General features: G+C 46.9%; 7 protein-coding genes. All 7 read right to left on the bottom strand.

Features of this window, described 5'->3' with window-relative positions; translation table 11 throughout:
* Positions 1-84: 84 nt before the first annotated feature.
* Positions 85-3,030, bottom strand: a complete 2,946-nt coding sequence (locus tag AC3B6P_RS02780) for a glycosyltransferase (protein WP_489804620.1) — start codon at positions 3,028-3,030, stop codon at positions 85-87.
* Positions 3,023-4,813, bottom strand: coding sequence for an SEL1-like repeat protein (locus AC3B6P_RS02775; protein WP_489804619.1), 1,791 nt, complete (start codon positions 4,811-4,813; stop codon positions 3,023-3,025). Before AC3B6P_RS02775 ends, AC3B6P_RS02780 begins: the two co-directional genes overlap by 8 nt.
* Before the next feature lie 14 nt (positions 4,814-4,827).
* Complete coding sequence (locus tag AC3B6P_RS02770; protein WP_489804618.1) at positions 4,828-6,309, bottom strand: HlyD family type I secretion periplasmic adaptor subunit; 1,482 nt, start codon at positions 6,307-6,309, stop codon at positions 4,828-4,830.
* The gene (locus AC3B6P_RS02765) at positions 6,306-8,501 is read right to left on the bottom strand and encodes a peptidase domain-containing ABC transporter (RefSeq protein WP_489805527.1); all 2,196 of its coding nucleotides are present in this window, start codon (positions 8,499-8,501) and stop codon (positions 6,306-6,308) included. Before AC3B6P_RS02765 ends, AC3B6P_RS02770 begins: the two co-directional genes overlap by 4 nt.
* A 345-nt stretch (positions 8,502-8,846) precedes the next feature.
* A complete protein-coding gene (locus AC3B6P_RS02760; RefSeq protein WP_489804617.1) occupies positions 8,847-9,728 on the bottom strand; it encodes a DMT family transporter in 882 nt (293 codons plus the stop codon).
* Between the two features lie 56 nt (positions 9,729-9,784).
* Positions 9,785-10,345: an invasion associated locus B family protein gene (locus AC3B6P_RS02755; RefSeq protein ID WP_489804616.1), complete on the bottom strand. Its 561-nt coding sequence runs from the start codon at positions 10,343-10,345 to the stop codon at positions 9,785-9,787.
* Between the two features lie 29 nt (positions 10,346-10,374).
* Positions 10,375-13,923, bottom strand: coding sequence for an autotransporter outer membrane beta-barrel domain-containing protein (locus AC3B6P_RS02750; protein WP_489804615.1), 3,549 nt, complete (start codon positions 13,921-13,923; stop codon positions 10,375-10,377).
* Between the last annotated feature and the right edge of the window lie 78 nt (positions 13,924-14,001).

Raw genomic sequence — 14,001 nt, 5'->3', positions numbered from 1 at the left:
TACAAAATCTTTATGGCAGAAAAATCGCAAAGCATTTAATATCTATGTATCCAGCATAACCATAACGTAAGACAGAAGGAAGTCTCATAAATATTTTTTTCGAGACATTACATAACCAAGAATATAATCAGCCAGAGAATCAACAGGAAGGCCAAGTGGAAGGACTTTCCCCATACCTTCGCCCCTGCGTTTAATACGCTCACTCACAGCACCAATATCAAAACTGATAACCTCTAATCCTGCCTTCCAGAGCCAGCTTAAGGCATAAGACCACGTTTCCGGCGCCACTGAAGGAATGAAGCCAATATCAAGCTCTGCCTCCGCCAGTAAAAAAAGCACATCCTTATCGTCATACCTTCCCGTTACCTGCACACCGACATTGATCAAGGACTCATCATCCTCTGTTCCCCCAACGAGAACAAGCTCAAGAGGAAGGGCGTTCTGCTGAATATAGTCCCCAAGCTTATATAAAATATCGTAGCCTTTCCAGCGGCTTATCCCTCCTAAAACCCCTATACGATAGGGCCTATTTCCCTTATTTATCAATGGGTTCAATGGAGGGAAAGCAGATTCATCCTCCAATGGTTCTATCCTTATGTTTCCAACCTTCGGAAAATGTCTCACAAGCCTTTTAGCGGCATCAGAAACAGGCACTGTAATTGAACGGGCCGCAAGAAGCTCTTCGTCGGAACGTTTGAGAAGCGCTTCTATGGTCATATCTTCCTGAACGACCGGCTCCTGCCTGACACAGCGATTGCAACGCTGCGTACCTCGTTCGCCGCAATAATATCCCTCTACATTCAATAAGGTAACGCGTGGGCAAAACCAGATATGGTCATGCACAAAAATATCGTACGGCACGTCTAGAAATTTGTGCAACCGTCTGATCCAGGGTGCATGGCCGGCAAGATGATGCCATTCAATAAAGTTTATGCCAATTTTACGCAGACATGTTACCAGCAACATATTCTCTTCTGGCAAAGCGAAACGTAAATTCGGCCATAAATCCGGATCCTGACAGAACTCAAGCACACATCCTTCCGGTGCGGGACGAAGCCTAAGTGCCAGAACACCTTTCTGCTCATAAGCTTCAGCACGTTGCTGGACAGCACGTGCAACCCCACCTCCGTAATTATGCTGTATCAAAAGTACAGCATCTTTTTTACGTGATGCCTTGGCTAAACGCAGAAAATCCAGCCTGCGCCGGATAAGACGAAGCGGATCGCGGTGCATGAATTCCGCAATCAGCATGTCATAGCCCTGGTGAAGGGCATTCAATATTTTCAGGTTCCGCTCAATCAGGGGAAGCCTGTTACTGCGAAAAGAACTGCCCCCTTTATGACGAACATAGACATTCACTGCCGCCAGATGACGAAAACCACGGGCTGTGGCACGAAGACAGAAATCATTTTCTTCTCCATAACCCTGTGAAAAAACATTAGCCCTGAAAAAGCCAGTCTCTGCCAGACATTCAGCAGAGATCGCCATGCAGAAGCCATTTGCCGTTGGAAGCTCTATTTCGGTCTTTGCCCCGTTTTCCTGGCAGAGTTGATCCAGTAGACGCGCTTCCCGCTTATCTGGAAAAGGGTTATCCCCATCTATAGAAGGATAAGACAGCAAGGTTGCATGATTGGAGAAAGGCGTCGCTGTCCCTACATCAGGATAGGACAGCCATCCTCTCAGGCGTTCAATCCACCCTTCGAAAACAAGCGTATCACTATTGAGTAGAATAACATCAGCATTCTGTGCGTAATGAAACCCTTTATTCACTGATGCTGGGAAACCAAGATTTTCCTCGTTCCTCAAAAGGGTAATTTTCTTTTCTGCCGCCAGGTGATCCAAAGCACGAACAATGTTTTTTTCCGGCGATGCATCATCAATCACAATAATTTCGACAGATGCAGGAACTGTTTTAAGCACACTGTTCAGGCAATCCATCGTCGCATCATAATCTGCATAGACTGGAATAATTACAACATAGCGGGTTGCCTTTGGACGCTTTATGCCATTCCTTACCGGACGCGCCTGCACAGATACCGGGTTATATTGCGCGGGATAAGGTGTTTTACGTTCAATAACGCGCCCCAATTTTGGATCCATCGGGGTCCCGGAAAGCAGAACCCTATGATCATTTCGCACCCTGATAAGAGCGCTTTCTGATTCAGTGATTTCTTCTAAGGGAATGGTAAATCTCTTCGCATATCCCAGAGGATTAAACCGGCTGATATCTGCTGATGTCTCAACTTTAAGCCAGGCACCATCATTGATCTGGATATGAGGCACGAACTCCGGCTCTGCTGGATACCACAACCACCCCGTAATGGCTGATGCCTCAGGCCAGACAAGTGACTTACACGCCGTAATGGACGCAATATCAAACGGGCTTCCCCATAGATGTTTTCCTCCGACCTTAACCGAGAGAAAACGACCCTGCGCCCAATCAGGACATAGCCCTTCGTCAAAACCAGACCCGAGAAATATTTCCTGCGCATCAAACTGGCCAAGTTTCCGTCCATCAAGGCTGAGAGTCACCGGCTGGGAAACATAAAGCCTTAACATCCCGCTATTGGAAACTATCGCCCAACCGGGTAATTGCCCTTGTGCCCTAAGCATTTCAAGCAGATCATGAAACTCCATTGGGAGAACATAACGTGAGAGGGCATCCTTGAGCTTTAGCTGTGCTTCCGCTTTTTTCCCTGCACCCCATAATCCCAGAAATTCAGCAAAAACAAATTCCCGGTCATCAAGTTTTTTTTTTAACTTCTGTAAATAAGCAAGCGCATATTCAAAATGCCCGACTTTAAGAAGGGACATCGCATAATCAAACCCGACTTTGACGTCATTCGGCGCAAGTCTCGCCGCCCGACCAAACCAGAAACAGGCTTGTTGTAATAATTCTTCTTGAGACGCCTTTTGCCCTGCCTCATAAGCATATTGTGCCTGCTGCAAACATTTTTTACGCCAGAAAGCCTCTGCATCCTTATTCAGAGATGTGCCGTAATCGCCAATAAACCTGGGATCTTTACTCATCAGAGACCTTTTTTACCGGTGCCTCTTCAGGACTCCTGTCCAGAGCCTCCAGGGTCTGTCTTGCTTCTTCTGCTCCCTGAGATGCAGCTTTCTGGAGCCATTTCATCCCCTCTACGCGATCAATCTTTCCACCAGTCCCATAAACAAGGTAACGACCCAACATAGCCTGTGCCAACACATGCCCTTTTTGAGCTGCCAACCCGAAATAATGCAACGCTTTTTCTTTATCAGGCTGTATGTCATGCCCGCCACCATACATCGCTCCAAGGGCGAAATACGCCTCACTATTCCCTTTTTCTGCGGCTTCCAGATAATAATCCAGAGCTTTCTGATGGTCTCTGGGACAGTAATCATAACCTGTAATATAGAGGCGTGCTACGGCAACGCAGGCATCAGCCATACCAGAATCAGCTGCTTTCTTGAGCCACTTGAACCCTTCAGCAGGGTCAGCCTTACAGCCTTTCCCCTCAAAAAGCATCCTTCCATACCAGTATTGGGCATTAACGACACTATTGAGTGCTTTACTCATCCAGTACAGCGCCGCCTTTTCATCCAGGCGGCCCCCAACCTGCTGCGCCAGACACACACCAAAATTAAAGGCGCTTAATTCATCTCCCTCTTCAGCACGTTCCTGCCATCTATTCCGTAATGCTGTCTGCTCTTCAGGCGGTAATGAAACACCAGCAAGAATTAGGTTACCTAAATCAGCATCTGCCTGACGGTTGCCCAATGAGGCGGCCTTGTTAAACCATAACGCCGCTTTCAGCTCGTCTTTTTCAACACCTGTCCCAGTCAGGTAAAAAACACCCAAAGCCCGCATCGCGCTTGCATGCCCCATTTCCGCTGCCATTTGATACCAGCGAAAAGCCTCTGTTGCATTCGTATTGAAATTATCTCCACGAATATAAAGGTCTCCTAGCATAGCAGCTGAATCAGCATGACCATTTTGCGCGGCACGGCGGAGCCAGGTCTCCGCCTGGACAAAATTCTGCTTTACCCCCACCCCTTTCAGCAACATCAGGCCATAACGTGCCTGAGCCGGCGCGATTTCATGCTCTGCTGCCCGGGCAAAATAATGCGCCGCTTTGCTTACATCCTTCTCAACCCCAATCCCCCCTTCATACATCCAGGCAATCGTTGCATTTGCTGTGCCGACATCCATATCAGCAGCTTCTTTAAGGTAATTAAACGCTGTTTTCTTTTCTTCGGCTGTTTTCGCTTCACGCAATAAAATCAGACCATAGCCAAATAAACCTTGTGGCGTTTTTGCCTCTGCGGCTTTTTCATACCAATAGCGCGCCAGCTCTGGATTCTTGATTGATTCTGGGCCGTGAGCATAAAGATGTGCCACCAGAGCCTTGGCCTGAGCATCACCCTTCTCAGCCCCCTTTAAAGCCCAATATAAAGCCTTATCAAAATCCGGTTTTTTATCTGTAAAGGATGTATCTTTTTTCAGGATACTGGTTGATGAAGAAGGATCAAATCCTTCAGGCAGACCCATTGCATATAACGTACCAAGACTGAAACAAGCCTCTGCCAGACCTGCCTGAGCTGCGTGATACAGCCATTTTGCACCCTCTTCTAACGAAGGAGGAGTTCCCTGCCCGCGTAAATAACATTGCGCTACCTGATATTGAGCCTCGGCAACCCCTTTCTGGGCCAACTCGGCAAAAACAGTAAAAGCGTCATAAGGCCTTTTTTCTTTTAAAAGACGAAGGCCCTTCTCCAGTTTCCGCCCTCTCATCCCGTGAGAGAACATCCCCATCGCTTTTTCTACGACCATAACACTCTCTCAGCTTATGACGGTTCTCTCATACCATCGCTAACGGTTGGGACAATCCGGCTGAAAAGATATTTAAGAATTGTTCTCTTTCCAACATCAATATCCGCAGTCACCGGAACCCCCGGAGATGGATGGAAGAAAGAAGGCTGACCATGCAATGTATAACGATCAATCCGCAAACGCACGCGATAAAATACGGGAGCCCCTTTCAGCCCTGACAAGCTTTTAGGATCAATCCCTGCTTTTATATTACTCGTAGCAGCATCAGTTGGCATGAAGGAATCCGCGCTGATCATACGCACTGTCGCATTGGCGCCGCCATAGATATCATATGGGAACGTAATAAATTTAATAAGGGCATGGTCTCCCTGTTTAACAAAACCACTATCCTGCGCTCTCATGACCGCTTCGACTTCCATCCCCGAACTTGTAGGAACCAGCGTCATAACCCGCATGCCGGCCTCAACAACTGAACCAATGGAAAAAGGCCCTGTTGTAAGAACAATTCCATCTTCTGGCGCTCTTAAGACAACCAGACGTTGCCTCATTCTGGCTTTTCTATAGTCACTCCTGACTTCATCAAGCTTACGCTCTGCCTTGGTCAATTCTGCATAAACTTCAGTCTTCCAGTTCTGGGCATAACTTTCACGGGTCGCTTTTAATGCCTCCAGCTTGTTCGTCGTCGCATTGGCTGTCTGCTGTGCGGTGATCAGCTGGCGCTCTGTATCCATCACGGCATCCTGTGCTCCCAATGTCGAAAGACGGGAACCAACCTGCTCTTCCTGCTCACGTTTTCTCATTTCCAGCACAGCAGTCACAATGCGTAATTTACTGCTGAACATAGCCGTATTCGCCCGTGCCCCCTGAAGGTCACTTTCCATTCCAGCAATACGCTGTCCGAAATCTTCCATATGCGCCTGATAATCATTTTTGCGCCGTAAAAAGATTTTCCCTTGCTCGACCGAAGAGGGAACATTGATGTCAGGTTCATAATCCTGACCACTCGCCTCAGTTTTGAGACGTGCAACTTCTGTCTCCAAAGACTGAATCTGCTGAACCAGATTATCAATATCAGCCTGACTAACAGTTGAATCCAGGCGGGCCAGTACTTGTCCTTTATGCACAAAATCGCCGACATCAGCATCAATAGAGCGAACGATCGCCGATTCAAAAGGCTGGATTAGAACCGTTGGCTGGGTCGAAATCATACGCCCGGTAATGGAAACCACTTTATTAACCGGGAAAAGTGCCATACCCGCCAGACAGGCAAGTAATAAACACCCGACAACCCATACAATATACTGAGCTGACGGTGTTGCCGGCATATTGACCAGCGCCCTTGTTGGAGAGTGAAATTCCAAAAGGGCCAAAGGCATACCATCTGGAGCAAATGGATCAGTCGCCTTTTTAGGGACGTTATAAACGTCCGTTGCATCGGGACGCTCCCCCTGACCGTCATTCTGTCCTGGACTGGGGAGAAGACCTTCATCACTCATTCATACTCTCCCCCTGGTAGTTGCGTTCCTTCCCGCTTTTCCTCTTCCTCCTCCTCATGAGAGGATCCGGGATTAATATGGCGGTTTTGCTGGAGCCATAAGGTACGATAAATCTCGCAGCGCTCCAGCAAAATCTCGTGAGGCGCAATATCGACAAGCTCACCATGATCCATCACCGCAATCTTATCGCAATCGACGAGAGATGACAGTCTGTGTGACACAATCACCATCGTCCGGCCTTTGCCAATGCGTTGCAGATTGGCATTCACCAATGCTTCCGATTCAGGATCAAGCGCAGAAGTCGCTTCGTCGAGAATCATCAATTTAGGATCAGAAATAACAGCACGCGCAATCGCAAGTCGTTGGCGTTGACCACCGGAAATATTTGTTGAACCTTCTTCAATCCAGGTTTCATAACCTGCTGGCATACGTTCAATAAATTCCTCAGCCCCCGCAAGGCGCGCAGCGCGCACCACATCGTCAATCGTGTAACCTGGACGTCCTGCTGTAATATTATCCTGTATCGTCCCGCGAAAGAGGAAATTATCCTGCAACACAACACCAAAAGAGCGGCGCAAATGGTGTAGATTAATTTCTCTCAGATCAATGCCATCAAGACGTAAATATCCCTCATAACTACGGCTGACGCCCTGAAGCAGGCGTGTAATGGTTGATTTCCCTGAACCAGAACGCCCAACCAACCCAAGCATGGTGCCCGCCGGAATGGAAAAATTAACATCAATAAGTGCCTTGGTTGTCGACCCAGGATAAGAAAAATTCACATTCGTAAAACTAAGGGCTCCCTCGATCTTCGGACGCATACCCGTTGTCAGGGCTTTCGTCTCTGTAGGCTGGTTTAACACCATACCCGCCTCATTTAATGAAACAGTCACTTCATTGACCGTTTCCATAAGACGCGCGAGACTGACCAGAGGCGATGCTACACGCCCACCCAGCATCATAAACGCCATCAAAGCACCACCTTGCATGCTGTCTGATCCGGTCAAAATCAGATAGGCACCAACAAGGATAATCCCGCGATTAATAAACAGGTTCAAAGGAGAAACAAACGTATTGGCCCAGTTAGACATCCGGCCAGCTGCCAGCCGCCATTGTACAACATCAGCTGTTCGTTCATCCCATTCTGTACGGCGTGTGTTCTCCAGCGCTAATGTCTTGACTGTACGGATTCCGGCCACAGTTTCATAAAGCGTTGCGTTCCGGCGCATTTCAGTTCTGATCTGCTGCCCTGCCACGCGGCTTACTGCAGGCAGCATGATGACGACGATCAGGCCGATACACCCTGCGGCAGCCAGCGTCAGCCATGCCATGGTCGAGCTCATATAAAAAAGGACAGGCATGACGACAAATAACACGAACAGGTCAAGCATCGTTGTCAGAAGCTGGCCGGTCATGAAATCACGAACGCGGAATACAGCTGAAAAACGTCCCAGAATCTCGCCTGTCTGCTGGCGTTCATAAAACTCCAGAGGAAGCGCCAGAAGCCGGTTAAAAGCATGAAGCGAAATACGCGCATCCAACCTTGTACTGACAACAAGACTCAGCTCCTGCCGCCCGTACGTCAGAAGAATTTCATAAACACTAAGAATAACAACAAAGCCTGTCAGAGAGACCAATGTCGCCATGGAATGATAATTTACAACGCGGTCAATGACCTGCATGACAATCAACGCCGGAAATATCTGTAAAATACTGAGCACCATTGAAGAGAAGATCACATCGCGCAACCCTCTTTTCTCTCTCAGCACCAGCTTCGCAAACCATAAAAGGTCAAAACGTGAATCAGCTTCTGATTCATCCTGCCGGCGTTTGATTAACAGAACGTCACCCGTCCAGACCTGAGCCAGACGAAGCTGATCCACCGGAACTGGTGGATCACCCTCACCTTTCAGGGGATCACGAAGCCAGACGATTCCCCTCGCAGGATCAGTACTGACCATAAGCCCGGCAGAGCCATCCCTAAACATGAGGACAACAGGTGGCGTATTGCCCAAACGCACAAGATAATTCCATCTCAGGCGCATCCCTTTGGCAACGCCACCCTGTGCGCGTACCCAGCGGGCTAAAGTAGCAGGTGAGGGAAATTTTTCGCCTTTTTCAATGGCGAAATCCCTTATATCAAGATTAATTCCATGGAAGTGAGCCGCAGCTATAACAGCCCTCAAACGGATATAAACAGGGTTTTGTGGCTCTGAAGAGTGATCTTGAGACGAAGAATGTTGCTCCACAGATTATCCTTCTTCTTTATCCAAGGGCATTTCAACATTCCCTTTTATCACCACATCCATAGACTCAGGCTATTGTCAGAATTCCATGATCATTATCTTAATATCAGACTTTTAACCCATATCACCAGCCCCCCTCATAGAGAGGATCGAACTTTATGTTACATCCTTAAATCCATCTGAAACAGAGCAGCATAAAATCATGGCAGTTTTAAGTCTCTGACAATATATTTTCTGACAGGATTACAGTAAATCAGTTTTCAGTTTTTATAAACTGTCTTCCAAAGAAAATTAAATTCCCTTTTTTTTCTTTTTATGTGCCAAAGCCACACCCAACATTACAATAATTCCTCCACACCAGGTTGGCAAATCGGGCCAATTACCTTCCAGTATAAATGCAAGAATAAACGTCACTGGAGGGAGCAAATAAAGCAATATCGCCCCTCTTGCAGCCCCCATAACCCCAATGACGTGACTCCAGGCACCATAGCCAATCGCTGCAGGGAAAATCGCCAGCTCCAGCACATACACCCACAGTCTTTTAGGCGCATGATATAGTGTGACTGCTCCCTCCCTTAACCAGGGCAGAAGCAAAAAAGCACCGATCAGCAATATACAAGCCGTAACTGGCAAACCACCATAACGCTGCACTAAAGGACGCTGAAGCACCACATAACTGGCAGAACAAAAAGCAGCAATTAACTCCAGCCCTGCCCCGGAGCCGAATGAAAGCCCGCCTTCCTGGCCCATAACAATGAGCGCCACACCACAGAAACTGACAAGAGACCCCAGCCACCCGAAAAAAGACAGGGTTTCACCAGCAAAGAAGACGGCCATAATCCCAGCCATAATCGGTGCAGATGCTATAATCAGACTTGTCGCCCCAGAAGAAACACTCTGCTCTCCCATGTTAAAGAAGATATTATAAGCCGTTATGCCCATGGCCCCACAGGCAAATAATCGGGGAAAATCCCTTAATTCTGGCAGAACTGGTCTTTTCCAGACCAACCATAAGGCCGCCAGACAGGCTGCAAAAAAATAACGCAAGGCAGCCAAAGGAATAGGGGGAACATCACGTAAGGCAAGACGGACAACAGGGTAAGCGCTTGCCCATGAAAGAATAGATAAAGTGACGTAAAAGGGCAAAAGCCGTCTCTGATTCACAAAAGCCACCTTTGTTAATCTTTATTCAAAGACTATCACCCCGATTTACGTAATAGCAATGATGATTATCTCATGAATGAAGCAGCACGCTCCAGAGCATCTGACAGACCAGCTGTCTGAAGCTGGAAATTTACAACTTTCCCTTTAAGGGTCGTAAAAGCGAATTTGACATTCTCGGTTTTGAGAAAATTCTTAAATTGGATCTCATCCAGATCAAAGGGAACTTCACATCCGGTTGGGACGCAGGTGCTAAAAGCATAAACGTCACCTACCATTTCGCCCTCTGTCGTCACAGTAACCCCTTCTACGAGACTTAAGCCGAAAGGCGTTATCATAAGGCCATGAGGCTGACCGCTATTTGTCGGTGTAAATTCGAGTCTGAAAAAAACTTGCTGTGATTGTCCTTCTAGCAGTCTCTGGGAAACCTTGCATTGGACTCCTTCCTCACTATTGTGACAATCAAGATGCCATTCCTGATAAGATTCATTGATCGCTGTAGCCCCATGAGGAAGACTTCCTGCACAGGCCGGGACCATGGGAAACAGAAATCCTGCACACCACACAGACATTATGAAGATAAAGCCACATAAAAAATGATGCCTGTTCTGGCTCCGATCTGAAACCATTTCTTCCCCTTACACCAAAACTCTATAACTCAGAAACGGGCTTTCAGATCCGCCTTGGCACCGCTTGCCGTCGTCCGCCCACCATATTGACCAATATAAGACACATCAACCTTGATATTATGCGTTACATTAACCCTCATACCAAGGTCCATCACAATCTCATCTTCAGACAGGGCAAGCCCCCGAATATCCATAGAGCCACCACCATCGGTAAAGCTGTTCTTTATTTTAGAGCGTAAATCTCCAAAACCATGCCGATAAGCCACCATCACATGTGGTGTTATCATCACATTATCCACCATGACTTTCGTAGAGGCCCTGACACCAACAGTCGTATAAACGACACTATCATCCTTGGCTTTACCAATCAGCATCCCGTAATTGCCGGTTTCACGAAATCTGTTGGTATTAAGATTGACATAGGAGGCATCGACAAATGGCTCGACCTCGCTCACACGACCAATATGGAAAGGATATGCCAGATCTGCATAAATCTGTGCCGTCCCCCCATCATAATGGGCGTGCAGGCTATCACCATAACCAGCGATTGTGAAACGACGGTTAGTGGTAATCATGTTCCATGTATAATCAGCACCGATTGCCAAACGGAAATTATCAATCTTTCCACCAGTATAAGCACCCACAGACACATTATTACTGTTACCTGAAGAATCCTCACCGGAAAGATTGAACATGCTGTGGCCATAGCTGACAACGGCCCCTACGCGCCAATCATCATTCCCACGGATAGAAGCATCCGCCCCCATGATGAAACCAGCGGTTGAATGATGCATCGGGGAAGCATTGCTATCGCCAGAAACATGTCCCTCACTTCCATAGGCCTGTCCCCAAAGGACGGGGCGCCCTTTGATACATCGTCCATCATCGCGCCTGTGTGTTCTCAGATCAGCTGTATGAATATTGCTACCCACGATATTATCATCACAAACAGACTGGGCAATACGGTCCACAACAGCTTCTCTTAGATAATAACTATCCTGGATCAGAGCTGTCCGTAATGAAGCATGTAATTCACCAGCCAATGATTTCTGTGCAGCTCTGGCTTCTGTCGCAGAACCAACCTGTGCAACAGCCTGGGCGATATCAGAATCAGACGTCAAATGATCCAGAATACGACCAACTTCATGCTGGTTATGTGTCCATGAGACACTCTCAAACTTCTTGTCATTACGGTCAAGTCTAAAGTCAATACCTTTTGAATCTTCACCAGGCGCTGCATCTACAAAATAAAAGCTTGGCGTCAGAAAGTAATAATGAAGCGTTCTAGCATTCTTGTTGATTTGTTTTATATCGCCAGAAATACCTCCTTTCGCAGACAAAATACGATAGGCACGGTCATAACGAATCTGGTTACCTCTTTTTACCTCAACAATCGCATTTGGCTGGAAGTTTACATGGCCGTCCACCGTAACGCTATCACTATTGAGATAATTGCCACCAGTCTCATGACCAGTTGAATCTACAACTGCGAGTTGGCGTTCTCCCTTATTAGTTACGAGAATCAACTGTGACGCATTATGAAGACTAAGGTCACCTTTAATGTTTAGAATATTATTTGGATTCCCCGATTGATTCCCCACAGCAGGTGCTAGTTTACCACCACCATTAACAAGAACATTCCCTCCGACCGTACCGCTACCAGACAATGTTCCGTGTTCTTCAACAACCGTCCTTCCATCAGCCGGCCCCACTGCATTAGGCCCTGACGTTCCTCCCTGATTCCCATCAATACGCAAAGTGCCGTTATAGATATGGGTCTCGCCTTTATAACTATTATTTCCCTCCAATATTGTCAGGCCTGAACCCTGCTGGATAATACCACCATCCATATCATCATCTGCATTAGAATCATGAATGATATCCTGTTTTAAAATAGTCGTTTCGTCTTTATCTATAATAAGAGAACCATGGTTAATAACCTGGCCGCCATTCCCGTCTGGAGCATTCCTGGAGCCTAGCGAAATAGCGCCTGTATCAAGACCTCCATGCTCAACAAGCCTGACATCACCTTGATTGATAATCGTAGCCCCTGAATAGCTGTTAGAAGAGGCTAATTGTAATTCACCTGCAGCTCCGGCTCTGTTATCATTCAAGTCAAGATCACCACTTCCCAGCAAATGTCCTGAAAGATAGGCTGTGCCATTATTTGTCTGAATATTAGCATTCCCCTGCAGGTTTATATTAACATTGGTAGTCAAGGTAGACTTGTCATTAAGAAGCTGTAGCGTCCCACCATCATTAATATTCAAAGCGTAGTTCTTTTCGTTACTTACGATGCCGCTATAGACCATACCATTTGACGAATGAGTATCTGCAACCTGGAGAACCCCACCATTATTAATATTAACTTCACCTCGCCCTGTATTATTCTCATAGGAAGTTTTAGAGTCACCAAAACGCAATTGCCCCTGAACTGTAACAACACCATGATCATAAATATTGACAGTGCCATTACCAGCAGAGTTTACATAAAGCCCTGAATCGCTTGTAACCCGCAACGAATCACTATTATCAACAACAGCTCCTCCTGCATTTACCGTAGATATTTCACCATTATCCCCAGGGTTACAGGTAGAGCAACCGACATTTAGCGTACCATTTGCATCTTTGTAATTGCCTAGAATAACACGGTCTGCATATACTTCTCCCCCATTGGTCACATTTAATGTACCCTGGGCAGAACCTGAACCATAACTCTGATCACCATTACCAATCGTTACGGCACCATTAGAGCCATAAGCAATCAAGGCAGAATGTGTTTTTCCATCACGGTTTATCCCATCAACCGTTACCGTCCCCTCACTACCACCACCAAGGCCGATAATTACACTACTTGGCACTTTTGAAGGACCATTCTCAGGGGACCCAACAATAAATCCGGCGCCATTTTCAATTGTTAATTTGGCGCTTGAATCTTCTCCACGTCCGACAACAGTATAACTGTTCGTCCCAACAGTATTTCCACCTTCTTTACCCTCCCCATCTACGATCATCTCACCTCCTTCAATAGAGGCTGCCCCGATAGGAGGAGGAGATGTGGGATCAACCGGAAAGTTCGTGTTGATACCTTCTTTCGAATAAAGCTCAGTATCACCAGTAAGAATGAGCTTACCTTCACCTTTAAATGTTAAATATCCTGTCAGATAATAGTCAGCATTATTTGTTACTGGAGTGCCTGATGCTGCTTCCAACTCAAGGTTGGCATTATCCCATACCTCAGGAGGAGGGTCATTAATTCCCCATCTGGGTGAGAAGCGATCCCCAGAAGAAGCTTTTTTTGGAATAGAGGCCACATTGTCAGAATGAATATCGTTATTCTGGACAACATTATCGCCAGAGGTCCCTGAAAAATAATTCAGAACCTGTTCTTTTTCAGAGGATGCTGAGCTGGTGGAAACATGACTGTCGTCATCCGCATAATTAAGAGGCGTGGTGGCAGGAATCCCGCGTTGATCATCACTAAGCGTATATTGGCCTAACGCCTCTCCCACCTGATCAGTATCCTCCGCCCCAGCAAGCGATGTTGGGAGTAGCAGCAAGCTTACAACACAGGACAACCCTGCCACACCTTTGACAACTTGCTCTTTACGAAAGCGGTTCCCAGCATAATTCCTGCTCTTGATACAGAAAAAACC

It is taken from the genome of Aristophania sp. ESL1142 (assembly GCF_058107345.1).
Note: the sequence above shows the minus strand (reverse complement) of the source record. Positions and strands in the feature narration are given on the sequence as shown.

Bases quoted from the DNA above. Each gene is read 5' to 3' on its own strand.
- AC3B6P_RS02780 (WP_489804620.1), bottom strand. From the start codon at position 3,030: ATGAGTAAAGATCCCAGGTTTATTGGCGATTACGGCACATCTCTGAAT.
- AC3B6P_RS02775 (WP_489804619.1), bottom strand. From the start codon at position 4,813: ATGGTCGTAGAAAAAGCGATGGGGATGTTCTCTCACGGGATGAGAGGG.
- AC3B6P_RS02770 (WP_489804618.1), bottom strand. From the start codon at position 6,309: ATGAGTGATGAAGGTCTTCTCCCCAGTCCAGGACAGAATGACGGTCAG.
- AC3B6P_RS02755 (WP_489804616.1), bottom strand. From the start codon at position 10,345: ATGGTTTCAGATCGGAGCCAGAACAGGCATCATTTTTTATGTGGCTTT.